At 72.2% G+C, this 22,958-nt stretch carries 23 protein-coding genes; 5 read left to right on the forward strand and 18 right to left on the reverse strand.

The genetic code is table 11. The features are described from left to right. Positions 1 to 261 precede the first annotated feature (261 nt). Together R2J75_RS09345 and R2J75_RS09350 are read right to left on the reverse strand one after the other, a co-directional pair. Positions 262 to 1,272, reverse strand: a complete 1,011-nt coding sequence (locus R2J75_RS09345) for an alpha/beta hydrolase family protein (protein WP_316411550.1) — start codon at positions 1,270 to 1,272, stop codon at positions 262 to 264. Positions 1,273 to 1,340: 68 nt separating this feature from the next. Next, complete coding sequence (locus R2J75_RS09350) at positions 1,341 to 1,511, reverse strand: hypothetical protein (RefSeq protein ID WP_243332481.1); 171 nt, start codon at positions 1,509 to 1,511, stop codon at positions 1,341 to 1,343. Positions 1,512 to 1,611: 100 nt separating this feature from the next. Here R2J75_RS09350 and R2J75_RS09355 point away from each other — a divergent pair, with 100 nt between their 5' ends. Further along, positions 1,612 to 4,479, forward strand: coding sequence for a serine/threonine-protein kinase (locus R2J75_RS09355; protein WP_316411551.1), 2,868 nt, complete (start codon positions 1,612 to 1,614; stop codon positions 4,477 to 4,479). On the opposite strand, the gene R2J75_RS09360 is transcribed toward R2J75_RS09355, so the two are convergent. Beyond that, positions 4,464 to 5,210 (reverse strand): DUF6515 family protein, encoded by a 747-nt coding sequence (locus R2J75_RS09360; RefSeq protein WP_316411552.1) that lies wholly within the window; start codon positions 5,208 to 5,210, stop codon positions 4,464 to 4,466. The genes R2J75_RS09355 and R2J75_RS09360 overlap by 16 nt on opposite strands. 129 nt (positions 5,211 to 5,339) lie before the next feature. Between R2J75_RS09360 and dinB the strand changes: the two genes are divergently transcribed. Beyond that, on the forward strand, positions 5,340 to 6,473 hold the full coding sequence (gene dinB / locus R2J75_RS09365; protein ID WP_316411553.1) for a DNA polymerase IV: 1,134 nt from the start codon (positions 5,340 to 5,342) through the stop codon (positions 6,471 to 6,473). Between the two features lie 84 nt (positions 6,474 to 6,557). Next, entirely contained in the window at positions 6,558 to 7,280 is a 723-nt protein-coding gene (ric, locus tag R2J75_RS09370; protein ID WP_243332489.1) for an iron-sulfur cluster repair di-iron protein, read from the forward strand. Between the two features lie 82 nt (positions 7,281 to 7,362). Here ric and R2J75_RS09375 read toward each other — a convergent pair whose 3' ends face one another. The 15 genes from R2J75_RS09375 to R2J75_RS09440 all read right to left on the reverse strand — a co-directional run bounded on the left by R2J75_RS09375 (position 7,363) and on the right by R2J75_RS09440 (position 21,370). After that, positions 7,363 to 9,594: an NADP-dependent isocitrate dehydrogenase gene (locus R2J75_RS09375; RefSeq protein WP_243332491.1), complete on the reverse strand. Its 2,232-nt coding sequence runs from the start codon at positions 9,592 to 9,594 to the stop codon at positions 7,363 to 7,365. Positions 9,595 to 9,679: 85 nt separating this feature from the next. Continuing rightward, a complete protein-coding gene (locus R2J75_RS09380; protein WP_243347263.1) occupies positions 9,680 to 10,234 on the reverse strand; it encodes a hypothetical protein in 555 nt (184 codons plus the stop codon). Positions 10,235 to 10,383: 149 nt separating this feature from the next. After that, positions 10,384 to 10,719, reverse strand: a complete 336-nt coding sequence (locus R2J75_RS09385) for an STAS domain-containing protein (protein ID WP_243332495.1) — start codon at positions 10,717 to 10,719, stop codon at positions 10,384 to 10,386. Between the two features lie 70 nt (positions 10,720 to 10,789). After that, positions 10,790 to 11,788, reverse strand: a complete 999-nt coding sequence (locus R2J75_RS09390) for a tRNA dihydrouridine synthase (protein WP_243332497.1) — start codon at positions 11,786 to 11,788, stop codon at positions 10,790 to 10,792. Further along, the gene (locus R2J75_RS09395) at positions 11,773 to 13,209 is read right to left on the reverse strand and encodes an MFS transporter (RefSeq protein WP_316411554.1); all 1,437 of its coding nucleotides are present in this window, start codon (positions 13,207 to 13,209) and stop codon (positions 11,773 to 11,775) included. Before R2J75_RS09395 ends, R2J75_RS09390 begins: the two co-directional genes overlap by 16 nt. A gap of 22 nt (positions 13,210 to 13,231) precedes the next feature. After that, positions 13,232 to 14,005 (reverse strand): cyclic nucleotide-binding domain-containing protein, encoded by a 774-nt coding sequence (locus R2J75_RS09400; RefSeq protein WP_316411555.1) that lies wholly within the window; start codon positions 14,003 to 14,005, stop codon positions 13,232 to 13,234. Between the two features lie 15 nt (positions 14,006 to 14,020). After that, complete coding sequence (locus R2J75_RS09405; protein ID WP_243332504.1) at positions 14,021 to 14,473, reverse strand: RrF2 family transcriptional regulator; 453 nt, start codon at positions 14,471 to 14,473, stop codon at positions 14,021 to 14,023. Between the two features lie 147 nt (positions 14,474 to 14,620). Next, the gene (locus R2J75_RS09410) at positions 14,621 to 15,400 is read right to left on the reverse strand and encodes an ABC transporter permease (RefSeq protein WP_243332506.1); all 780 of its coding nucleotides are present in this window, start codon (positions 15,398 to 15,400) and stop codon (positions 14,621 to 14,623) included. Continuing rightward, positions 15,393 to 16,142, reverse strand: coding sequence for an ABC transporter ATP-binding protein (locus tag R2J75_RS09415; protein ID WP_243332508.1), 750 nt, complete (start codon positions 16,140 to 16,142; stop codon positions 15,393 to 15,395). The genes R2J75_RS09410 and R2J75_RS09415 overlap by 8 nt, the downstream gene beginning before the upstream one ends. 121 nt (positions 16,143 to 16,263) lie before the next feature. Then, on the reverse strand, positions 16,264 to 17,934 hold the full coding sequence (locus R2J75_RS09420) for a M4 family metallopeptidase (protein WP_316411556.1): 1,671 nt from the start codon (positions 17,932 to 17,934) through the stop codon (positions 16,264 to 16,266). Positions 17,935 to 18,040: 106 nt separating this feature from the next. Continuing rightward, positions 18,041 to 18,463, reverse strand: a complete 423-nt coding sequence (locus R2J75_RS19880; protein ID WP_394365899.1) for a GxxExxY protein — start codon at positions 18,461 to 18,463, stop codon at positions 18,041 to 18,043. A 136-nt stretch (positions 18,464 to 18,599) separates the two neighbouring features. Next, positions 18,600 to 19,133 (reverse strand): IS5 family transposase, encoded by a 534-nt coding sequence (locus R2J75_RS09425; RefSeq protein ID WP_316411557.1) that lies wholly within the window; start codon positions 19,131 to 19,133, stop codon positions 18,600 to 18,602. Positions 19,134 to 19,395: 262 nt separating this feature from the next. After that, on the reverse strand, positions 19,396 to 19,824 hold the full coding sequence (locus R2J75_RS09430) for an SRPBCC domain-containing protein (RefSeq protein WP_316411558.1): 429 nt from the start codon (positions 19,822 to 19,824) through the stop codon (positions 19,396 to 19,398). 61 nt (positions 19,825 to 19,885) lie between these two features. Beyond that, positions 19,886 to 20,929, reverse strand: coding sequence for a secretin N-terminal domain-containing protein (locus tag R2J75_RS09435; RefSeq protein ID WP_316411559.1), 1,044 nt, complete (start codon positions 20,927 to 20,929; stop codon positions 19,886 to 19,888). Positions 20,930 to 20,995: 66 nt separating this feature from the next. Further along, a complete protein-coding gene (locus R2J75_RS09440) occupies positions 20,996 to 21,370 on the reverse strand; it encodes a pyridoxamine 5'-phosphate oxidase family protein (protein WP_243330917.1) in 375 nt (124 codons plus the stop codon). A gap of 261 nt (positions 21,371 to 21,631) precedes the next feature. Between R2J75_RS09440 and R2J75_RS09445 the strand changes: the two genes are divergently transcribed. Together R2J75_RS09445 and hypD are read left to right on the forward strand one after the other, a co-directional pair. After that, entirely contained in the window at positions 21,632 to 21,856 is a 225-nt protein-coding gene (locus R2J75_RS09445; protein ID WP_243330919.1) for a HypC/HybG/HupF family hydrogenase formation chaperone, read from the forward strand. Continuing rightward, positions 21,853 to 22,947, forward strand: a complete 1,095-nt coding sequence (gene hypD, locus R2J75_RS09450; protein WP_243330921.1) for a hydrogenase formation protein HypD — start codon at positions 21,853 to 21,855, stop codon at positions 22,945 to 22,947. The genes R2J75_RS09445 and hypD overlap by 4 nt, the downstream gene beginning before the upstream one ends. The last annotated feature ends 11 nt before the right edge of the window (positions 22,948 to 22,958 follow it).

The following is a 22,958-nucleotide window of genomic DNA, read 5'->3' on the forward strand; positions in this document are numbered from 1 at the left end:
CAATCGGATACAGGGATGGTACCAGCATTCCTCCCGCCGAGGCCACACATGGCCGCCGCTGGGATAAAAGGACGTAGGAACGGGCCTTCGTTCCCGGTTTGTGCCAAGCCGGGGGTGCCGGCCGCACCCGGGGCGGAACTGGAGCCGGTCATGGATCACCTCTGGCCCTTGGATGCCGGAAGGGCCAGTCGGGTGCCAGGGTCTGAGCGTTTTTTTGAAGCTGTATGTGTTGTTTTTCAACCTTTTAGCGCATGCACCGGCTCAGCGGGCGAGGTGCTTGCGGAGGAAGGCGTACATCGCCTTCCGGGCCTTGCGGGCGTACGAGGTGTCGATGCGGTCCCAGCCGTGGCCGCCGGGGGCATCCTGCTCGATCTTCCACGTGAAATCCTTGCCGGCCGCCTTGAGGTGGGTGATCAGCTGCTCCACCTCCACGACGTTCACGTCCCGGTCGTTGGTGGTGCTCGTGACCATCAGGGGCAGCTTGAGCTTGTGGACGTTCCAGGCGGGGCTGCGGCGCTTGAGGAGCTCGACGTCGTCGCCGGGGTCCTTGCCGAACATGCTGCGGAGCACCTTGGGATCCCGGTACTCCTCGCCCGCGTAGCCGACCCGCGCCAGGAGGTCGGAGACCGGCACGCCCGCGTAGATGCACGCGAACTTGTCCGGGTGATCGAAGCCGGCCATGAGGCTGATCATGCCGCCGTGGCTCCAGCCGACGAGGGCCACGCGCGCGGGGTCGACGGGGAGCTCCTCCACCGCCCAGTCGCGGCACGCGACGACATCGTCGTTCTCGAGGCCGCCGTAGTCGATGGCGTCGTGGAGGCCCTTGCCGTGGCCGGTGGAGCCGCGGTACTCGGGGGCCACGACGATCCAGCCCTGGCCGACCATCTCCCGGACGATGTGGGCGTGGTAGGTGCCGAAGTCGGCGTGCACCCCGCCGTGGCTGAGGACGATGCACGGGTGCTTGCGGGCCGTGTCGAGGCCCTTGGGCACGAAGGTGTGCGCGTAGATGCGCAGGGGGTGGCGCTCGTTCCGGATGCCGTAGGTCTCGGCCCCCTTGGGATTGGGCGGGCCGGTGAGGGTGACCTTGTCCACCACCGCGACGTCCGACAGGCGGAGCGCGAAGAGGGCGTCGTCGGCGGTCTTCCGGACCTGGTCCAGCTCCCACCGGAGGTCCTCCACCTGGGCCTCCAGGTGGCGGATGCGCGCGTCCGGGGCCTCCTGGGCCGATAAACAGGCGGCCAGCGCCAGGGCGGAACCAAGGAAACGGAGCACGGGGCCTCCTGCATCGCAACGTGAGGATGATACTCCCACGTTAGACCGGCCCCGCGCCCCGCACAAGGCTACTGCAGGCCCTTGCGCGCCTTCTCGATGGTGGCCTGGGCGTAGTAGGCGCAGACGCCCTTCTTGGCGTCGGGCTCGAGGCCGGCGGCCTTCAGGGCCTCCTTCAGCTTCTTCTCGGGCAGGGCCAGCTCCTTGGCCCAGGCGGCCGCGGTCTTGAGTTCGTCACCCATGGGGATCCTCCTGCGCCCAGTGTACCGGGGGCGCCGCCCGCGGGAAGGCGTGCGCGGCGTCCTGGACTGTGTTATAAATAATTATATTCCAACCCTTGCCATGTCGACCGATTCCGACCCGCGCGCTCCGTCCGCCTCCGATCCGCCCGCCTGGGCCCTGGCCCCGGGCTGCCCGCGGGCGGGCCGGTTCCTCATCGGGCCTGAGCGGGGCCACGGCGGCATGGGCCGGGTCCACGAGGCCTGGGATCCCCTGCTGCGCCGCCGGGTGGCCCTCAAGCGGCTGGCGGTCCGCGACCCGCAGCACATCCTGCGGTTCATGCGGGAGGCCAATCACCAGGCGCGGGTCAGCCATCCGGCCATCTGCCCCATCCACGAGGTGGGCACCGAGGGGGGCGAGCCCTACATCGTCATGCGGCTGGTGGAGGGACCTCCGCTCTCCGAGCTGCGCCAGGATCTGCCGCTGCGGGACCTGGCCTCCCTCATGGCGGAGGTCGCGGGGGCCGTGGGGGCCGCGCACCGGGCCGGCCTCGTCCACCGGGATCTCAAGCCCCAGAACATCCTGGTGGAGGGGGAGCCGGGCGCGCTCCGGCCCTGGGTGGTGGATTTCGGCCTGGCCCGGGACGTGGCCCGCGGCGACCTGACCCTGACCTGGGCCTGCGCCGGCACCCCGGCCTTCATGAGCCCCGAGCAGGCCCGGGGCGCGGAGCCCGCGCCCGGGGACGACCTCTACAGCCTGGGCGCGACCCTCTACGCCATGCTCCTCGGGCTGCCGCCCTACGAGGCCACGACGGTGGCGGGGCTCGTGGAACGCCAGGCCCGCGGCGAGGCTCCGCCGGTCCGGGCGCGGCGCCCCGACGTCCCCCGGGACCTGGAGACCCTCGTGCAGACCTGCATCGATCCGGACCCCCGGCGGCGCTATGCGTCGGCCGCCGATCTGGAGGCGGACCTGCGGCGCTTCGCCGCCGGCGGGCCCATCCGGGCCCGCCGGGTCACGCCCCTGGACCGCCTCTGGCGCCGGATCCTGCGGCACCGGAAGGCCGCCGCGGCGGTGGCGGCCTCGCTGGCCGTGGCGCTGGGGCTGCTGGGCTGGAGCCTCCGGGTGCGGGCCGAGGCGGCGCGCCAGACGGAGATGGCCACGCGGTTCGGGCTGGAGGCCAAGGGCCTCGAGGACCTGATGCGCCTGGAGCGCCTGATGCCGCCCCACGACCTGCGCCCCGCGGAACGGCGCCTCCAGGCCGGCATGGGAGAGATCCGCAAGGGCATGGACGCCCTCGGCCGCGCGGCCTGGGGCCCCGGCAACTACGCCCTGGGGCGCATCGAACTCGCCCTGCGCGAGGACGAGGCGGCCCTGGGCCACCTGGAGGCCGCCTGGGCCGCGGGCTTCCGCACCCCCGAATGCGCCTACGGCCTGGGCACGGCCCTGGCGCGCCGCTTCGCGCGGCGGATGGTGGAGGTGCGGCTCCAGGACCGGTCCCACACCACGGTGGAGGCGGCCAGGCGGGAGCTCATGGCCCAGGTGGGGGAGAAGGCCCTCGCCTACTTCCGGCTCAGCCGGGGCCAGGCCCTGGACCATCCCGCCCTGGGCGAGGCCCAGATCGCCAACCTCCGCGAGGAGCACGGGACCTGCATCGCCAAGTGCCAGGAGGCCCTGCGGGCCGCGCCCTGGCTGTCGGAGGCGCGGCTCCTGGAGCTGCAGGCCTCCCGGCAGCGCCTGAGCGCCCTCGACGAGGCCACGGACACCTCCGCCCGGGACCGGGTCATCGCCGAGGGCGACGCCCTGGCGCGGGAGGCCCTGGAGCGCGCCCCCAGCGACTCCGACCTGCTCGGCCTGGCCCTGGAGGACCTCACGTCGAGGGCCATCCGGGAGAGCCGCGAGGGCCGGCCCTCGGACGCCCTGTTCCGGGAGGGGGAGACCCTGTTCGCGCGCGCCATGGTGCTGCATCCCGGCGATCCGGGCCTCGTGGAATCCTACGGCCGGCTCCGCATGCGGTACGGCGTCCACCTGGGAAGCCACGGCGGGGATCCGCGCCCCGTCTACCGGGAGACCATCGCGCTCCTGGAGCGGGTGCCGCGCATCGTGTCCTCGGACAGCCTGTCCCTGCCCCTGAACTGGCTCTTCCTGGCCGGGGCCCAGGCGGCGCGGGGGGAGGATCCCCGGCCCGCGCTGGCCCGGGCCCGGGCGGGCTTCCCGGACCAGACCCCCGATATCGCGGAGGCCGGCCTGGTGGAGGCCCGCTTCCTGGACGCGCGGGGCCAGGACCCCAGGCCCGCCCTGCGGGCGGCCCTGGTCGCTGTTGACCGGTTGCTTGGCGGGGCCCAGGTGCAGGCCTTCTACCCCCTCCAGATCCGGGGGGAGATCCTCGGCCACCTGGCCCGCTGGGAGGCCGCCCATGGGGTGGATCCGGCCCCCACCATGGCCGCGGCCCGGGAGGCCACCGCCCGCAGCCTCGCCATCAAGGGGGGCAATGTCTTCGCCCTCTGGGACCACGCCCTCCTGGAGGCCCTGGAGGCGGAGCGCCGGGCCGGGCGGGGCGAGCCCTGGGAGGCGCCCTGGGCCGCGGCCCAGGCCTCGGCCCGCGCGGCCCAGGAGGCGCGCGCGGACCATTTCCGGAGCGCCTGGATCGTGGCGGAAGTGTGGCTGGCCCGGGCGCGGATCCTGGACCGGCTGGGCCGGGACCCGGAGGCCGCCCTGGCGGAGGCGGCCCGCGCGGCCCGGCGGGGCCTGGGCATCCACGCGGCCAGCTTCGAACTGCGCCTGACCCTGGCCGAGGTGCGCCGGCGCCAGGGCCGTCCCGCGGACGCGGAGCGGGAGGCGCGGGCCGGGCTGCGCGCCAAGCCCGACGCCGTGGCCCTCTGGCGGGAACTGGCCCGGGCCCTGGACCTGCAGCGGCGGAGCCCGGAGGAGGCCCTGGCGCGGATCCGGGCCCTCAACCCCGGCGGGCAGGCCGAGGGTCAGTGGACCTCGTAGCCCCGGGTCTCGAGGTACTCGCGCAGGGCCCGGAGGTAGGCGCGGCGGGCCCGGGGGGTGCCGGGGTCGCCGGGATCGCTGTAGGCGGGATCGAAGCCGCTCTTGCGGAGGGCGTAGCGCTTGGCGTCGGCCCGGTCGGCCTTCATGCGCTCGACGCTCTGGCCCTCCTTGGGCGTGATGAGCAGGGCGTCCAGGGCGGCCTCGTCGGGGGTGGGGGTGCGTGGCTCGGCGGCGCGCTCCCGGCCTTCCGGGGGCTCCGCGACCATGTAGCCGCCCGCGGGGGCGTCGCGGTAGTACACGTTCTCATAGACGTAGTAGCGGTCGGAGCCCCACCAGAAGGTGCTGTAGCCCGGGGGGAGAACGTCCAGGCAGATGCCGATGGGGGGATACCAGCCCAGGTAGGCGCCCCGCCAGGGGCGGTACCAGATGCCGCTCGCGTAGTAGTAGGGGTGGCCGCCCCAGTAGTAGGTGGCGTACCCGCGGGGGAGGACGCGGTAGGGGGCGCCGTGCCAGCTGACGCCGCCGCCGGGACGGCCGACGGCGGGGCCGCCTCCGTGCCAGCTAGCGGAAGGCCCGCCGCTCAGGGAGCCGCGGGGGGCGGAGGGCGCGGGGCGGGGGGCCGGGGCTCCGGCGCCGCCGCTGGCATGCCAGGGCCGGCCCTGGGCCGCTCCGGGCAGGGTGGCGAGCAAGGTGAAGGCGAGGCTGGAAACGAACAATCGGGGCGTGGTCATGATCCGCTCCTTTCGCTGATTGGACACGCGGGCGGGCGCGGCGGTTGAGGTCCACCTCCATGGATGCCGGCCAGGTCCCGGGGGTTCAAAGGCTGCGCACGCGGCCCGGGGTTTCGCTAAGCTTTCGTCATGCCCCTTCCGCCCCGGCGCATCGCCCACCTGGACATGGACGCCTACTTCGCGTCCGTGGAACTGCTCCGGCGCCCCGACCTGCGGGGGCTGCCCCTGGTGATCGGCGGCCGGCGGCGCCCGGGTCAGGAAGGTCCGGGGCGCCTGGGGGACTACCGGGGCCGGGGCGTCGTCACCACGTGCACCTACGAGGCCCGGGCCTTCGGCGTGCGCTCGGGCATGGGGCTCATGAAGGCCGCGGCCCTTGCCCCCGAGGCCCTGCTCCTGCACGGGGACTACGAGACCTACAGCCGGGTGAGCCGCCAGTTCAAGGCGGCGGTGGTCCAGGTGGCCCCCCGCATGGAGGACCGGGGCATCGATGAGATCTACCTGGACCTGACGGACCTGCCGGGGGAGAGCCGGGACCTGGGGCTGCGCCTGAAGGGGGCGGTCCTGGCGGCGACGGGGCTCACCTGCTCCGTGGGGATCACCCCGAACAAGCTCCTCAGCAAGATCGCCTCCGAACTCCAGAAACCGGACGGTCTCACGATCCTGGACGCGGCGGACCTCCCCACCCGGATCTGGCCCCTGCCGGTCTCCGCGGTGAACGGCATCGGGCCCAAGGCGACGGCCCGGCTGGAGGCCCTGGGCCTCCGCACGATCGGGGAACTGGCGGCGGCCGATCCGGCCCTGCTGGTCAGCACCTTCGGGCAGGCCTACGGGGCCTGGATGGCGGAGGCGGCCCAGGGCCGGGACGACCGTGATCTGGTGATCACCCGGGAGGCCAAGTCCATGAGCCGGGAGACCACCTTCGAACGGGACCTGCATCCCCGGGAGGACCGGGCCCGCCTCACCGAGATCCTGCTCGACCTGTGCCGTCGCTTGGCCGGCGACCTGGCCCGGAAAGGCCTGGCCGCCCGCACCGTGGGCATCAAGCTCCGCTACGAGGACTTCACCACCGTCAGCCGGGACACCTCGCCCGGATGGGCGGTGAGCGGCGAGGCCGGCCTGCGGGACGCGGCCCGGGACTGCCTGCGGCGGGTGCCCATGGACCGCCGGCTGCGCCTGCTGGGCCTGCGGGCCGGCGCCCTCGTTCCCGCCGGGACGGCCGGGGCCCCCCGGGGGCTCTTCGATCCGGATCCGGACGGAGCCTGACGTTTCCAAAAAGTGCGCGGGTCTTGTCCTCCGTCAAGGAATCCCGACTGGACAGGTCGGATATTGGGGGCACAGGAGGGGACCATGCGCCTCACATTCGAATCCACGGAACGCATCGGCGACATCGTGCTGGCGTGCCCAGGGACCATGCGGGTCTTCGAGCGGCTGGGACTGGACTACTGCTGCGGCGGCCACCGCAGCCTGGCGGAGGCGGCGGCCCTGGCGGGCCAGGACGTGGCGGAGGTCCAGGGGGCCCTGGCCGGCGCCGGCACCGGCGACGCGGCCGTGGCCGATCCGCGGGCCCTGGCCGAGGGGGGCCTCCGGGACCTCATCGCCCACATCGAGGCCACCCATCACGTGTTCACCCGGACGGAGCTGGACCGGGTCGCCCCCCTCATGGAGAAGGTCGCCCAGGTGCACGGCGCCGGCCACCCGGAACTGGCGGAGGTGCGCGAGCTCTTCTTCCGGCTGCGGGCCGACCTGCTTCCCCACCTGGAGAAGGAGGAGCGCATCCTCTTCCCCTACATCCGCACCCTCGAGGGCGGGGCCGCCGCCTGCGAGGCCTGCTTCGGCACCGTGCGCGGCCCCGTCTCCGTGATGCAGGCCGAGCACGAGGAGGCCGGCGAGATCCTCCGCGAGCTCCGCGCCCTCACCCGCGGCTTCCAGGTGCCCGAGGACGGCTGCGCCACCTACCGGAGCCTGCTCATGGGCCTGGAGGCCCTGGAGGCGGACCTCCACCTGCACATCTACCTCGAGTCCCACATCCTCTTCCCCCGGGCCATCGCCCTGGAGGACGCCAACGCATGACCGACGCGGGCCGATGCACGCGTCAGCATGCATCGGCCCGCACAGCCGCCCTGGGGGACCCGGGCGGCGGTCCCGGCTGGACTCAGGCGATCCCGTCGATGATGGCGTTGAGGGTGGGGCTGGGGCGCATGGCCTTGCCGGTCCGGACCGGGTCGGGGTGGTAGTAGCCGCCCATGTCCACGGGGCGGCCCTGGGCCGCGATGAGCTCGGCGTTGATGACCGCCTCGTTGGCGGCGAGGGCGGCGGCGGCCGGGGCGAAGGTGGCCTGGAGGGCGGCGTCCTCGCGCTGGGCGGCCAGGGCCTGGGCCCAGTAGAGGGCCAGGTAGAAGTGGCTGCCGCGGTTGTCGATCTGGCCGACCTTGCGGGCGGGGCTCTTGTTCTCCTCCAGGAACCGGGCGGTGGCCTCGTCCAGGGTGCGGGCCAGCAGGAGGGCCCGCCGGTTGCCGAAGAGGTTGCCCAGGTGCTCGAGGCTCACGGCCAGGGCCAGGAATTCGCCCAGGCTGTCCCACCGCAGGTAGCCCTCGGCCTGGAACTGCTGCACGTGCTTGGGCGCGGAACCGCCGGCCCCGGTCTCGAAGAGCCCGCCGCCGGCCAGGAGGGGCACGATGGACAGCATCTTGGCGCTGGTGCCCAGCTCCAGGATGGGGAAGAGGTCGGTGAGGTAGTCGCGCAGGACGTTGCCGGTCACCGAGATGGTGTCCTGGCCGGCCTTGGAGCGGGGCAGGGTGAAGCGCATGGCTTCGACCGGGCTGAGGATCCGGATGTCGAGGCCCTTGGTGTCGTGGTCCTGGAGGCAGGCCTCGACCTTGGTGATGAGCTGGGCGTCGTGGGCGCGGTCGCGGTCCAGCCAGAACACGGCGGGGGCGCCGGTGGCCCGGGCCCGCGCGACGGCGAGCTTCACCCAGTCGCGGATGGGGAGGTCCTTGGTCTGGCAGGCGCGCCAGATGTCCCCGGTCTCCACGTCGTGCTGCAGGAGCACGGCGCCGTCGGCGTCCACGACGCGGATGACGCCGTCGCCGGGGGCCTTGAAGGTCTTGTCGTGGGAGCCGTACTCCTCGGCCTTCTGGGCCATCAGGCCGACGTTGCTGACGCTGCCCATGGTGGCGGGGTCGAAGGCGCCGTGCTCGCGGCAGAAGGCGATGGCCTCCTGGTAGAAGGTGGCGTAGCAGCGGTCGGGGATGACGCACTTGACGTCGTGGAGCTTGCCGTCGGGGCCCCACATGCGGCCGGAATCCCGGATCACGACGGGCATGGAGGCGTCGATGATGACGTCGTTCCCGGCGTGGAGGTTGGTGATGCCCTTGTCCGAGTCGACCATCGCCAGGGGCGGGCGCACCGTGTAGACGGCCTGGATGTCGGCCTCGATGGCCTCCCGCTGGGCGTCGGGCAGCCGCTTGAGCTTGGCGTAGAGATCGCCCAGGCCCAGGTCCGGGTTGACGCCGAGCTCCCGGAAGATGCCGGCGTGCTTCATGAAGACGTCCTCGAAGTAGACGCTCACCACGTGCCCGAACATGACGGGATCGGACACCTTCATCATCGTGGCCTTGAGGTGGACGGAGAAGAGCACGCCCTGCCGCTGGGCGTCCTCGATCTGCTCCCGGAGGAAGGCGCGGAGGGCCTTGACCCGCAGGCGGGAGGCGTCCACCACCTCGCCGGCCTGGAGGCTCAGCTTCTCCTTGAGGACCTTGACCTGGCCGGCGGCGTCCACGAATTCAATGCGGGCGACCGTAGCGGCGGGCAGGGTGACGGACACTTCGCTGCCGTAGAAGTCGTCGGCCGTCATGTGGGCCACGTGAGCCTTGGCGTCCGGGCTCCAGGCGCCGAGCTTGTGGGGGTGCTTCCGGGCGTACTGCTTGACGGAGGCGGCCACGCGCCGGTCGGAGTTGCCCTCGCGCAGAACGGGGTTCACGGCGCTGCCCAGGATGCGGGCGTAGCGGGCCTGGATGGCCTTCTCCGCCTCGTCGGCCGGCGCCTCGGGGTAGTCGGGCACCGGGTAGCCCTGGGCCTGCAGTTCGGCGATGGCGGCCTTGAGCTGGGGGATGGAGGCGCTGATGTTGGGCAGCTTGATGATGTTGGCCTCGGGCTGCTGGGTCAGCGCGCCCAGGTAGGCCAGTTCATCCTGCACCCGCTGGTGCTCAGGCAGACGCTCGGGGAAGGCGGCGAGAATCCGGCCGGCCACCGAGATGTCCCGGGTCTCCACCTCGACCCCGGCGGCCCGGGTGAAGGCGTTGACGATGGGGAGGAGGGAGTAGGTGGCCAGGGCGGGCGCCTCGTCGATGCCCGTCCAGATGATCTTGCCGGTGTCCTTCGTCATGGGGCCTCCGTGGGTTCAGGCCCGGGGCAGGGCCTGGGCGCAAGCGGGAACCCACATCATAACCTCAACTCCCGGCGGACCTCCGTCAGTCGAGCAGGTCCAGGGTGTGCGATTCGTCCGCCTCGGGCTCCGGTTCCTCCCGGCCCCGGGGGCCGTACCGGCGAGGCAGGGCGCCGGATTTGCCGTGATCCTCCTCCCCCGCCGCCTCGGTGCGCGGCGACTCCCGGACCGGCGTCACATCTCGCCGGCGGAAGGGGAAATGGAAGGACCAGAGGGCCTCGACCTCGGCGGCGTCGACCGCCTGGGGGGGACGCGCCCAGCCGCCGCCCAGGAGGGTGGCGGTGGCCCCGGGCGGGAGGCCGCTCAGGAGGGTGGCCACGTCGGCCCCGCCGCCCCGGAGGGCGGAGAGGACCTGCTGCTGCGCCTGGACGGCCTGCTGGGCCAGGGCCTCCGCGTCCGCGGCCTGGAGCCCCGCCGTGGCCGCCGCCGTGGAGGCCGGGGTCGTGGCCACGGTCACCTCGTAGGCGGGGGTGGCCGTCGGGTTGGCGAGCGTCTGGGCCTGGGTGAACTCCCCCTGGACGGCCGGGGCGGGGGTCGTGGCGCCGAGGGGGGTTGTCGCCGGGATGGCCTGGATGTCCATGGGGCACCGGTCCTGCCTACCTCATCGGAATTGTGCAAGGAACCTTGAGGGGGGAGGACCCCTTCAACGCGCCTCCGCGCCTGGCCGGATCGGCCCCCTCGCGGGGCGAAGGGGCGAACCGGCCAGACGCGGAGCGGCGGTGCGTGGGGTCAGAAGCCGGCCAGGGCCTCGGCTTCGGTGTCCATGACCTCGAACACGGAATGCAGGCTGGTCATCTGCATCAGGTTGAAGATCCGGCTGTTCAGGCCGCAGATGCGCAGCCGGCCCTGCCGGTTGCGGATGGAGGTGTAGCAGCCCACCAGTTCGCCGAGGCCCGAGGAGTCCAGCACGGTGACCTTGGTGAAGTCGATGAGGATCTTGCGGTGGCCGCGCTCGAGGGCCTGGCGCACGGCCTCGCCCAGTTCCTGGTCGCCGGCCCCCAGCGTGATCTTGCCTTCAGGGGCCAGGATGTGGACGTCGTTGCTATCCCGTTCGGTGACTTTCATGGGGACCCTCCTTGGTTGAACGCTGGCTTGACCATGGTGGAACCTTGAACATCCGTCAAGGGGGTCGCTTTCAGGTGAAGGAGACGCCCGTCCCCCGGTTCGGCGTCGGACCGGCCTCCAGGAACCGGAGGGCGGCCTCCCGGATCTCCTCGCAGGTGCGGGCCTTCTGGACCCCCCGATAGAGCTCGTGGCCGAAGAGGAAGTTCTTGGCGTAGTAGTAGGTGAAGTCCATGAGGCGGCCGAAGGCGCGCTCCGGGGGCATGTCCTCCAGGAGGTAGCGGTAGTGGCGGTCCCAGAGCTCGGCGTGGTCCGGCGGCTCCACGGGGAGGCCGGCGAAGGCCCGGAAGATCCAGGGCTTCACCACGGCGATCCGGCCAAGCATGAGACCAGCCAACGGCGCGAAGGCCTCCCGGTGGCGCACCAGGTCCTCGGGCGCGCAGATGTCCCCGTTGCCGATGACGGGCAGGCGCGTGCGGGCCGCGATCCAGGCGAACTCCTCCCAGCGCGGCCGGCGCTTGAGCTTCTCCCCGGAGAACCGGGCGTGGACGGTCATGGCGTCCACCCCCAGGTCCTCGAAGAGCCGCACCCGCTCCAGGAACCCCTCGCGCCACCGCTCCGGATCGTCGCCGAGGCGGACCTTGACGGTGAGGGTCCCGGGCCAGGCGCGGCGGAAGCGCTCCAGGACGGTCCGCAGGCGGGGGAAGTCCGCCGCCAGGGAGACGCCCCACCCGTGGGCGCGGATCTTGGGGGCGGGGCAGCCCAGGTTCAGGTCCACCGCGTCGGGGGCCAGGCTCTCCACCTTGCGCAGCACGGCCTCCAGGTCCTCCCTGCCCGAGGCGCCGAACTGGTAGATGACCTTGCCTTCGCAGGGCCGGCGGCGCGTGTAGGGGGATTCCAGGGTCTTCTCCTGGAGGAAGGCGCCGGCGCTGAGCATCTCGGTGAACAGGGCGCCGTAGCCGCCGTAGTCGGAAAGCAGCCGCCGGAAGGCGGAATGGGTGATGCCCTCCATGGGCGCCAGGAAGAGGGCGGGGGCGATCTCCTGCCCCCCGAGGCTCATCCGTTCGAACACGTGTCCATCCTTTCCTGGCGCTGGAGGCTCGCCACGGCCCCCAGGACCGCCAGCAGGGCCCCGGTGAGCATGGCGGCGCGGTAGCCCCACGCGAAGGCGTCCGCCGCGCCCGTCGAGGCGTGGCGCAGGAGGGCCTTCCACCCGCCCGGGCCGAGGCGGCTGGCGGCGATGCCGCCCAGGAGGGCGACGCTGAGGGCCTGCCCCGTGACCCGCATGGTGGGGAGGAAGGCCCCGGCGAGGCCCAGCTGGCGCCGGTCCACGCTGCCCATGATGGCGCTGGTGTTGGGGGCGCTGAAGGCGGCCATGCCCAGGCCCACCACCGCCAGGGCGGCCACCACCGCGCCGAGGCCCGCGCCGCGGCCCAGGAGGGCGAGGCCGGCCATGCCCAGGGCCACGAGGAGCATGCCCGCGGTGGCCAGGGAGCGGCTGCCGACGCGGTCGCTGAGGCGGCCCGCGACGGGGCTGAGGCAGGCCTGCATCACCGGCTGGCCCATCATGACCCACCCGGCCGTGCGGGCCGGATGGCCCATCACCAGCTGGAGCTGGACGGCGGTCAGGACGCTGACGGCGTAGAGGGCGCAGTAGTTCAGGAGGGCGGCCAGGTTGGCCGACGCGAACAGCCGGTTGCGGCGCAGGAGGCCGAGGTCCAGGATGGGCTCCGGCACCCGGGCCTCCCGGGCCAGGAAGGCCGCCAGGAGGAGCGGGACGGTCGCGAGCAGGCCCCAGGTGCGCGGGGCGTGGAAGCCCCATTCCGAGGAGAAGGTCAGGGGCACGATGAGGGCGGAAAGGAGCAGGGCCATGAGGAGGGCCCCGCCGAGATCGGCCTGGCCGGGCCGGGCGCCGGAGGCCTCCCGCCGGGGCAGGAGGGCCCAGCCCCACAGGAGGGTGACCAGGCCCACGGGGAGGTTCACCAGGAAGATCCAGGGCCAGCCCAGGTGGTCCACCAGGAAGCCGCCCAGGGGCGGCCCCACGCTGAGGCCGGCGTAGACGGCCATGACGTTGATGCCCAGGGCCCGGCCCCGCTCGTGGGGGGGGAAGGCGCCGGTGACGATGGCGGCGGAGGTGGCGCTGAGCAGGGACCCGCCCACGCCCTGGACGACGCGGGCGGCCACCAGGGTGGCGCCGGAGGTGGCCAGGGCGGCCGCCAGGGACCCCACCGTGAAGACCACCACGCCCGCCAGGTAGAACCGGACCTTGCCGGCGCGGTCGGCGAGGCGGCCCAGGGGGATCAGGGTCACGGCCATGGCCAGGAGGTAGGCCGCCTGGACCCACAGGGAGGCGCCGTACGACAGGTGGAGGGCGGGGCCCATGCGCGGCAGGGCGACGGCCACGATGGAGCCGTCCAGGGGCGCCATGAACGCGCCCACGGACGTCAGGGCCAGAAGGGCCCACCGCCTCGGATCACCTGCTTCGACTGCCACGCTGCCTCCCCTGCATCCTCCATCATGCCCGATCAGGGCGGAGGGTCAGGAGCGCCTCGCGGGGGAAACAGCGGACGACGGTCTCCCGGTCGCCGGGGGCGAAGCAGCTGAGGAAGGCCATGCCGTCCACCACCGCGGTGTCGGGCCGGGGGCCCTCCCGGAGGTAGGGCGCCAGGTCCAGCAATCCGCCGGGGAGGTGCTCGGGGGTCACGGTGCGGACGCCCCCGGGCCCCTCCAGGCGCACGGCGCCGGCCAGGAGCTGGTGGAGCCCACCGGCGGCCTCTCCGGCCCGGTAGAGCACCTCCCCGTCCTGGGCCATGCGCCGGGCCGGGTCCAGGGCGAAGCGGGCCTGGAAGGCGGAGAGGGCCTCCAGGGTCTCCCGGAGGCGCCGGCTGAACTGGCGGCAGATCACCCGGGTCAGGGCGGGGCAGGCGTCGAGGATGGCGTCCAGGTGGGCCGGCTCCAGGCGGAGGACGCGGCTGAAGCCGGAGCTCCGCACGGAGGCCGAGCGCCGCTGGGTCCCCAGGTGGGCCATTTCCCCCACGATGGCCAGGCCCTCCTCCGAGGTCAGGCAGGCCACCACCACGGGCGCGGTGGCGGGGGGCAGGGGGGCCCGCTCCACGACGAGGGCGCCGTCCACCAGCACGAAGAGGTCGCGGGCCGCGTCCCCCTCCCGCACGAGGAACTCGCCGTCCCGGTAGGCGAGGGGCTCGATGCCGGGCTGGGTGCGCAGGAAGGCCTCCACGTCCGGCGGCAGCGGGATCGGGGAGGCCTGGGGATCGAATGGTTCGGGCATGGGGCCCGCCTCCGGTCAGTCCTGGACGGCGGGTTCGATGGGCGGGTGGGCCAGCCGGTGGGTGCGCTCGAAGCGGGCCACGTCCGACAGGGTCGCGTTGGAGAGTTCGTGGTAGATGCGGTTGCGCTCCTCCGTCCAGAAGGCGTGGACGGGGCAGGCCCGCTCATCCGAGCACACCGTCAGGCCCAGGAGGCAGCTGGTGCGCCATTCGTCCCCGTCCATGGCGTTGGCGATCTGCTCGATCGTGATCTCCTTGGCCGGGCGGGTGAGGATGACGCCGCCCTTCCGGCCCCGCTTGGTGTCCACCAGCCGGGCCTTGCCCAGGGAATGGAAGACCTTGGAGAGATAGGGGCCCGGGGCCCCGATCCACTGGGCCACTTCCTGGACCATGATGGGTTCGCCCCCGGGGTCGTCCAGACAGCTCAGGGCGAGAATGGCGTAACCGGCGGACTGGGACAGTGGGTGCAAGGCAGGATCCCGTAAGGAAGGGAGGCCCGGGGTGGGGCCTAAGATAGACGATGGGAGAGTCCTCAAATCTATGCAAGAGATTCTTACCGCAACGGACCCGCCCCGCCAAGCAGGGAAAAGGCTGTAATTTCAATAAAAAAAGATCGACTACTTCATCTTCACCAGTTTTCCCAGGCGCCGGGCGCGTCGGAGGGCCCACCCCGTGAAGAGGATGCCGCCGAGCAGCCAGGGCACGAGGGTTGCCAGGAACAGGAGCGGGCGGGCCTCGTCCAGGCCCAGGGGGGCCTTCACCAGGCCGAAGGCGTGGGTGGTGGGAAGGAGGCGGGCGAAGGCCTGGATGGGGGCCGGGAAGACGGTGACGGGGTAGAACACGCCGCTGAGGACGGCGATGACATCGGGGAAGGCGAAGATGAAGGCGAAGGCGTCGCCGCGCTTGAGGAAGGCGACGCCCAGGCTGTACACGGCCAGCACCAGGCCGCAGGCAGCGCAGGCGAGCATTCCCGCGGCGAGGCCCCGGGCGTCGGGGAAGCTGGCGTGGAAGAACCACCGGCCCAGGGCCAGGAAGAGGGCCGAGATGACGAGGATCTTGCCCAGGGCGCTCACGGCGCCGCCCAGGATGAACTCCCACCACCGGGCCGGGCTGATCATCACGTGCTCGATCATGCCCATCCAGTAGTTGTCCATGTAGATCTGGACGGCCTCCATCTGGAAGTGGTAGATCACGCGCCAGCCCAGGGCCCCCAGCACCACCAGGGCCAGGGTCCGGGGATCCGGCGTGAAGGCGCGGCAGAAGAGCCCCATGCTCAGGAGGAGCACCAGGGGCCAGAGGGTCACGTCCAGCAGACGGAAGGCGTCCCGGCGGAGGTTGAGGCCGATGTGGTACGCGTGCGCGGCGATCCGCAGGAGGGCCAGGCGCATCTCACGCATCCGCCACCTCCAGCGATTCGCGGGTCAGGGCGAGGAAGACGTCCTCCAGGGTGGGCTCCGGCAGGTCCGGGGTCCGGACCAGGTCCTTGAGGGCCTGGGGCGAGCCCCCGGCGACGATCCGGCCGCCCGCGATGAGGTCGATGCCGGCGCACAGGTCTTCCGCCTCCCGCATGTAATGGGTGGTCAGGAGGATCGTGCACCCCTCCCGGGCGATGTCGCGGATCAGGTCCCGCACCGCCAGGGCGGCGTCCAGGTCGAGGCCCACCGTGGGCTCGTCCAGGAACAGGACGCGGGGGCGGTTGATGAGGCCCTTGGCGAGGAAGAACCGCTGGCGCCAGCCGCTGGAGAAGGAGGCCACCTCCTCGTCCCGGCGCGCCCAGAGGCCCGTGCGGCGGAGCACCTCCTCCACCCGCCCCAGGGGGGCGCCGTAGAGGAGGGCGTAGTAGATCAGCAGCTCGCGGGCCGTCACCTTCTCCAGGACGCCGCTGAAGCCGCGGACCAGGTTCACCATGCGCTGGACCCGGGGCAGCTCGCGGCGCACGTCCAGCCCGAAGATCTCGACGGAGCCCGCGTCCGCCTCGGTGAGGCCGACCATGATGGCGATGAGGGTGGTCTTGCCTGCGCCGTTGGGGCCCAGGAGGCCGTGGATCTCCCCTTCGCGGATGGCGAGGTCCACGCCCGCCAGGGCCTGGCGGCCGGGCCCGAAGGCCTTGGTGACCTGCTTGACGAGTACGGCGTCCACACTTCCCTCCGGGCCCTTGGATGCGGTAACCCGGACGGGAGTTCCGGCGGGCGTCAGGGCTCCGCCGGCCGGGCTCCCAGCTTAGCCGCGATCCTGCCCGCCGGCTCCCACCGGGCCCGCGTCAGCGGCGCCGGGGGCGGCCCACGTTGACGCCGCGGAAGGCCAGGTCCACGGCCTGCCATTCGGGACTGCGGGGGCCGTAGAGTTCCTGGGCGCAGGCGAGGGCGCCGGCGCGGGCCTGCCGGTAGCCGCTGCGGGGCGTCAGGCGGGTGGTCAGGGTGCGCCACCAGATGCGGAGCGCCTTGTCGAGGCCGATGCCGGCCATGCCGTGGGGAAGCCGGGGGCTGTAGGCGGGGTGGCCCCGGCGGGCGCTCGCGCCCTGGGCGAGGAAGGTGAAGGCCCGGTTCATGGGGCCGGAGGCCTGGTGAACGTCCCGGTAGGCCAGGGTGGGGCTCCAGGCGTCCAGGCTGATCCGGTCCCGGCTGGGGCGGTCCAGGGTGCGGATGGGGGTCCCCGCCACCTCGGCGCCGATGGTCCAGTCGCAGGGCCCGTCGGGGATGACGGGGCCGCGCCCTCCGGCGCGCTTCACATAGTGGCGGATGAGGACGCCCAGGATGTCGCTGTTGGCTTCGCACAGGCCCCCGGGCTCCCCCTCGTAGTCCAGCCCCGCGGTGGCGTTGCAGAGGCCGTGGGCCAGCTCGTGGCCCACCACGTCGAGGGTGGTGTAGGGCCGGCCGCCGGCGCCGTCCCCGAAGGTCATGCAGAAGCAGTCGTCGGACCAGAAGGCGTTGTCGAAGCCCTCGGCGTAGTGGACGCGGTTGACCGGGGGCGTGCCGAGGCCGTCGATGCCGTTCCGCCCGAGCACGTTCCGGCAGAAATCCCAGGCGGACTGGAGGCCGAAGTGGGCGTCCACGGCCGCGGTCTGGCCGTTCACCGAGCCGGGTCCGCGGCCCGGGTCGTAGTCCAGGCCGTCCCCCCAGGTGGGCGTGGCGCTGGCGCAGGGGGCGCCGGGGCCGGCGGTGGCCCCCCCCAGGTTGCGCGTGGTGATGCCGCCCCGGGTGGGATCCAGGAGTTCGTATCCCAGGCCGGAGGCCAGGGCTCCGAGGGGGACCTCGCCGCTGTACTGGGAGCGCCCCGTGCCTTCGGCGGGCTTGCCCTCGCGGGGCGGCTCCAGGAGGTTCCGCCGGGCGGTGTAGAGGGTGGACCAGGCGCGCAGGACCGCCCCGGTGTGGGCGTCCACGAGCACGTCCTCGCACCGGGGCTCCCGGGCCCCGGGCCCCACCTCGACCCGGGCGTGCCAGGCCAGGTGGTGGCGGACGACGACGGGCTCCGCGGCGGGATCGGCCCCGTCCGCGCCCTCGGGGATGCGCGTCTCCGTCGCCGGCCACAGCACCAGGTCCGGGGGCCGGAGCACCCCGTCCGCGGGGCAGCCGGGGCGGCCCCGGACGACGGCCAGGGCCTCGGCGGCCTGGAGGTTGGGGGTCACGTCCAGGGCGATGTCCCGCACGAGCGCGTCCGTGGGGGGCGCCGTGGGGCCGGCGGGGCCGCGGTGGAGGATGATCTGGCCGCCCCACACGGGCACGCCGCGCCAGGTCTGCTGGAGGCGCACGTGGACGGCGCCCGGGCCGTCGGCCACCACGTCGCGGAGGCGGAAGCCGGTGCCCTCGGGCAGGCCCAGCGCGGCCAGGGAGGCCTGGGCCTCGGCCAGGGCGGCCGAGGCCTCCGGGTCGGGGGGCGCCGCGGCCCCGGCCAGGACGGTCAGGCAGAGAAAGAGCAGGGGGAGTACGGGCATGACGGCCTCCAGGCAGGGGCGGAAGGTCAGGGTTCGACCTGATTCACGCGAATTGGGAGGTGGGATGCCGCCACGGCGCCGTCCATGCCAGGGCGCGACGCTTTTTTCAGGGTCGCCCCAGGGCGTGTTCGGAATGCCTAGGGTGTGTTCGTAATCTAGGATAGTAATGGCTAATACCCATCCGTGCCGGAGCATGGAGGAGCTGGAATAGTGAGTCTGTGCTGCAGTGCCTGATGGCGCCGCGCATTCGCAGCATCCTATTGGAACGCGGAGGCGCGGAGGATCTCGCTGAGGCTCGCGGAGAAAGGATCAAGCCCACAAGCCCCCTCCACTCGATATCCAGGAAAACCTCCCGCTTCACCTTATGGCCGGCCAGTCTCAGGGAGTGCGCCAGACAGACCTTGTAGGGATCTTCCAGGAGTCCGTGCCCCAGAGCCTTCTGGATCTCGATGGCCTCCCCGATGATGGCCTGGGTGATCTCCTTGTGCGGATGATCCTCCCCGTCGACCTCTCCCCAATGCCTTCCCATCACGCCTCCCGTTGGGACGTGTCATTGGGAGGTGGCAGGTTCCAGGAGCGCTTTCCTCCGCGACCCTCTGCGAGATCCTCCGCGCCTCCGCGTTTCATAGGATCAATGAGGATCCGGAACGCTTGTCACCCTCCGCTCATAGCCTCAGCCAGATCACGATGCAGGCCAAAGCCACCTGGGCTGAGAAACTTCGCGCCGTTTTGTCGAACCTGGTGGCCAGCGCCCTGAACTGTTTGAGCTTGGCGAACCCATGCTCGATGGCATGGCGGGCCTTGTATAGGTGTGAGACCCAGGCCGCCGGATTCTTGCGCCGGGGATGAGGTGGGATGACGGCTGTCGCACCCATGGCCTCGATCGCCTTCCTTACCGGGTTCCCATCGTAGGCCCGATCTCCGAACACGTACTCTGCCTGCCAACCGCACAGCAATCCTTCAGCAGACCGGCTTTCATGGGCTTGCCCCGGAGTGACCAGGAAATCCAAAGGATTACCGTGGGCATCGCAGATCAAATGGATCTTGGTCGAGCATCCACCCCGAGATCGTCCGAGCGCCTGGTTCCAGAGCCCCCCCTTTTGCCTGCTGAATGTTGATGAGCGCGAAGGATGGTGCCATCCAGCATGACCCACTCCAGGTCGGCTTCCTTGCGCAGGAACTCCAGGATCCTTTGCCACACGCCGCGCTTGGTCCAGGCCTCAAATCGCGTGTACACGCTTGTCCAAGGTCCAAATTCCTCCGGCGGAAGGAGCGGTTCAAGCTTTGCCCACATGGCATCGGTCAGGAAACTTCTCGGCATCGTTACCCCAGGAAAATTCGTGGTGTACGAGCCTTTACGTATGAGTACAAGTTAACTATTTATCTAATCTATAGATTCCGAACACAGCCTAATCAGGGATGGCTGATACCCGTTCGGGTCGGAGCTTGGCGGACGCGGCCCTACGGGAGGCCGGCGGCCACCTCCGCCGCGAGGCGGTCCAGGTTCTCGCCGTTGGCCTTCTCCAGGAAGGCCCGGGCCGATTCGGCGAACGCCGCGTCCTCGAAGACCTGCGCCCATGCCAGCCGCGTGCCCGTGCCTTCGGGGGCGAGGTCCAGGGTGAGTTCGAAGGGGGGCGGACAGGTGTGCTTGAGGCGCATCCGCCGGTCGGGGACGATCTCCAGGAACACGGCCTGGTTGGCGTAGGCCTTTCCGTCCGGCCCGTGCATGGTGTGGTCCCAGGCCCCCCCTTCCCGGAAATCGAAGACATGGAAGGTGTTGGTGAAACCCGCCGGCCCCCACCACCGGGCCAGGCGTTCGGGCTCCCGGATGGCCGCGAAGACCGCGGCGGGGGGGGCGGGCAACCATCGGGTGGTGCGGAACGCGGCCATGGGGCCTCCGGATGAGCCTCCGGATTATAGCGGGCGAATTGTCCCTGCCGGGGGGCCCGGATCAGCGGGCGGCGGGGCGGATCACCCGGGCCTTCAGGACCAGGACGAGGTCCTTGGCCTGCGCCTCGCCGCCGGCGAGGAGGCCCCCGAAGGCCGCCGTCTCCCCGTCCTTCACCCGCACGGAGGTGCGCAGCATGGTTTCCGGATGGGCCTGGTCAGGCGCGGCCGCGGGGGTGGCAGCGCAGTCCAGGGCCAGGGTGAGGGTGCCGTCGGGGTGGATCCGGGGCTTCACCATCACCCGGTACCGGCCGGTTTCCAGGGCGGGGACCCGCACCTCGGCGGTGTCGCCGGCCACCACCCGCACGAAGGGTTTGGCCAGCATCCGGGTTCCACCCGCTTTCCGCAGGGTCTCCAGGGCCCGCTCCAGGCCAGGGGTCTGGCCCTGCGGGGTCGGGGCCGCCGCGGCCAGGGCCGGGAGGCCCGCCGCCTGGGTCGCTTGGCGGTCCCCTTCCAGGATTTCCAGGTCGATCTGCACCTCGGCCTTGGCCTTGTCCACGTTGGCGAGGAGGTCCTCCACCGCGGCCAGGTCGGCCGTGTTGCCCAGGACGGTCAAGGCGCCCATGCGCTTGTCGGGGAAGATGCGGAGCTGGGGATGGAGGGCGTTGAGGGTCTGCCGGACCTGGTCCGGGTCCGCGAAGGCGAGGGTGTAGGTGCGCTGGACCCGCGTCTCGAATTCCTGGAGGTTCTGGGGGGTCCTCTTGAAGATCATGACGGCGTCGTGCGCCAGCACTTTGGCGAAGAGGTTGTTCTGCAGCAGGACGAGGTCCAGGGCCTGCTGGAAGGGGAGCCGGCGCAGGTCCGCGGCGACGGTGGTCTCCTGGGCGGCCACGGCGGCATGGAGGCTGATGGCCACGCCCCCGGCCTTGCCGAGGCGCTGGAGGACCTCCTTCAGGGGCGCGCCCCCGGTGAAGTCCAGACCCGCGTCCGCCATGGGGCGGGGCTTGAGGATGGGCGGTTCCTGGGCGGGAGGCGCCGCCAGGAGGGGGCTCCAGGCCAGGGCGAGGGCGAGGCAGCCTTGGGAAATACGCGAGGACGGGTGGGCCATGGTCCGGTTCCTTCTGGGGGCTGGGAGGGTGTGGAACCACCCTAGCACGCGCCGGACCGCCCGGGGCTACAGGGTCTGGTCGACCTGCTCCGGGGTGACCACCAGGGCCGCCCGGGCCCAGGCGAACCGGGCCTTGACCTGGTCGAAGGCCGGGCCCGAGGCGTGGAGGCGGGCCGTGCCGCGGATCAGGAACCCGGTGCCGGGGCCGTGGGCCCCGGGCACCTCCCGGCTGCCCAGGGTGACCAGCACGCGGTCGCTGACGGCCAGGTTGGCCTCCGTGTGGTGCATGCCCCCCACGGGCACGAGCACGCGCCCGTCGCCGGCGACCTGCAGGTAGGAGTTCCAGGAATTCACCAGGTGCGGCCCCTCGGGGCCCTGGGTGGCGATGGCCACCACGCCTTCGTGCCGCAGGACCTGGAGGAGGGTGTCGGGGAGCGTCATGGGAACCTCGGGGTGGCCCGGGCCGGAAGGACCGGGGGGACAGGTCTACCGCGGGACCGCCGGGGACCGCAACCCCGAATGCGGGGACCCCGCGCGGAACGGCCGCCTGGCGGGGGAACGGGGGTGCCATGGGAATCGAGAAATGCTTCTCAAATCACGCGGGCCCGGGGGGCCAGGATGTCGGTGGACGGGCGGGCCGGCTTGGCTATGCTGGGAGACAGTCGGCCGTAGCCGGGCCGCGGGTCAACGAGGAGGTCGCACATGTGCCTGGGCATCCCCGGCAGGGTGGTGGACGTGGAGGACGGACCCCTCCGCCTCGGCCACGTGGCCTTCGGGGACGTGGTCAAGGAGGTCACCCTGGCCTTCGTCCCGGACGCGGCGCCGGGGGACTACGTCGTGGTCCACGCCGGATCGGGGATCGAGGTCATCGACGAGGAGAAGGCCCGGCGCGTCCTGGAGACCCTGAGGATCCTGGAGGAGCCGTGAAATACCTGGACGAGTACCGGGACCCGGCCGCGGCCCGGCGCCTGGTGGAGGCCATCCGCGGGCTGGTGACCCGGCCCTGGAACCTGATGGAGGTCTGCGGGGGGCAGACCCACGCCATCGTCCGGTTCGGCATCGACGAGCTGCTGCCCGAAGGCGTCCGCCTCATCCACGGCCCCGGGTGCCCCGTCTGCGTGACGCCCATCGAGCTCATCGACAAGGCCGTGGCCATCGCCGCGCGGCCCGGGGTCATCTTCTGCAGCTTCGGTGACATGCTCCGGGTGCCCGGGAGCGCCTCGGACCTCTTCCGGGTGCGCAGCGAGGGCGGGGATGTCCGCGTGGTCTACTCGCCCCTGGACGCGGTGCGGATCGCGGCGGAGAACCCGGGCCGGCAGGTGGTGTTCTTCGCGGTGGGGTTCGAGACCACGGCCCCGGCCAACGCCCTCAGCGTCCTCGAGGCCAGGCGGCTGGGCCTGGCCAACTACTCGGTGCTGGTCTCCCACGTGCTGGTCCCGCCCGCCCTGGAGGCGGTGCTGGGCTCCCCGGACCGGATCGTGGACGGCCTCCTCGCGGCGGGCCACGTGTGCGCGGTCATGGGCACGGAGGCCTACCACCCCCTCGCGGCGCGCCACCGGGTGCCGATCGTCGTCACGGCCTTCGAGCCCCTGGACCTCCTCCAGGGGATCCACATGGCCCTCCGGCAGCTGGAGGAGGGCAGGGCGGAGGTGGAGAACCAGTACGACCGCGTGGTGAGGCCCGGCGGCAACCCCGCGGCCCGGGCGGTCATGGACGAGGTGTTCCGGGTGGCGGACCGGGCCTGGCGCGGAATCGGGGTCATCCCCATGAGCGGGCTCGTCCTCCGGGAGGCCTTCGCCGCCTTCGACGCGGAGCGGGTCTTCGAGGTGGAGGGCGTCGGCGGCCCCGAGTCGCCCCACTGCCGGAGCGGGCTGGTGCTCCAGGGCCTGCTGAAGCCCCAGGCGTGCCCGGCCTTCGGGACCCTCTGCACCCCGGACAATCCCCTGGGGGCCACGATGGTGAGCGGGGAGGGGGCCTGCGCGGCCTACTACCGCTACCGCAGGCACGGACTCGCATGACGGAGGGGGGC

This window comes from Mesoterricola sediminis (assembly GCF_030295425.1).
GTDB classification, from domain to species: domain Bacteria; phylum Acidobacteriota; class Holophagae; order Holophagales; family Holophagaceae; genus Mesoterricola; species Mesoterricola sediminis.

Coding starts and splice junctions, on each gene's coding strand:
- R2J75_RS09355 (WP_316411551.1), top strand. CDS start 1,612: ATGTCGACCGATTCCGACCCGCGCGCTCCGTCCGCCTCCGATCCGCCC.
- R2J75_RS09430 (WP_316411558.1), bottom strand. CDS start 19,824: ATGGCCGCGTTCCGCACCACCCGATGGTTGCCCGCCCCCCCCGCCGCG.
- R2J75_RS09445 (WP_243330919.1), top strand. CDS start 21,632: ATGTGCCTGGGCATCCCCGGCAGGGTGGTGGACGTGGAGGACGGACCC.
- R2J75_RS09400 (WP_316411555.1), bottom strand. CDS start 14,005: ATGCCCGAACCATTCGATCCCCAGGCCTCCCCGATCCCGCTGCCGCCG.
- R2J75_RS09385 (WP_243332495.1), bottom strand. CDS start 10,719: ATGAAAGTCACCGAACGGGATAGCAACGACGTCCACATCCTGGCCCCT.
- dinB (WP_316411553.1), top strand. CDS start 5,340: ATGCCCCTTCCGCCCCGGCGCATCGCCCACCTGGACATGGACGCCTAC.
- R2J75_RS09360 (WP_316411552.1), bottom strand. CDS start 5,210: ATGACCACGCCCCGATTGTTCGTTTCCAGCCTCGCCTTCACCTTGCTC.
- R2J75_RS09380 (WP_243347263.1), bottom strand. CDS start 10,234: ATGGACATCCAGGCCATCCCGGCGACAACCCCCCTCGGCGCCACGACC.
- R2J75_RS09420 (WP_316411556.1), bottom strand. CDS start 17,934: ATGCCCGTACTCCCCCTGCTCTTTCTCTGCCTGACCGTCCTGGCCGGG.
- R2J75_RS09410 (WP_243332506.1), bottom strand. CDS start 15,400: ATGCGTGAGATGCGCCTGGCCCTCCTGCGGATCGCCGCGCACGCGTAC.
- R2J75_RS09350 (WP_243332481.1), bottom strand. CDS start 1,511: ATGGGTGACGAACTCAAGACCGCGGCCGCCTGGGCCAAGGAGCTGGCC.
- R2J75_RS19880 (WP_394365899.1), bottom strand. CDS start 18,463: ATGGGAAGGCATTGGGGAGAGGTCGACGGGGAGGATCATCCGCACAAG.
- R2J75_RS09375 (WP_243332491.1), bottom strand. CDS start 9,594: ATGACGAAGGACACCGGCAAGATCATCTGGACGGGCATCGACGAGGCG.
- R2J75_RS09435 (WP_316411559.1), bottom strand. CDS start 20,929: ATGGCCCACCCGTCCTCGCGTATTTCCCAAGGCTGCCTCGCCCTCGCC.
- ric (WP_243332489.1), top strand. CDS start 6,558: ATGCGCCTCACATTCGAATCCACGGAACGCATCGGCGACATCGTGCTG.
- R2J75_RS09440 (WP_243330917.1), bottom strand. CDS start 21,370: ATGACGCTCCCCGACACCCTCCTCCAGGTCCTGCGGCACGAAGGCGTG.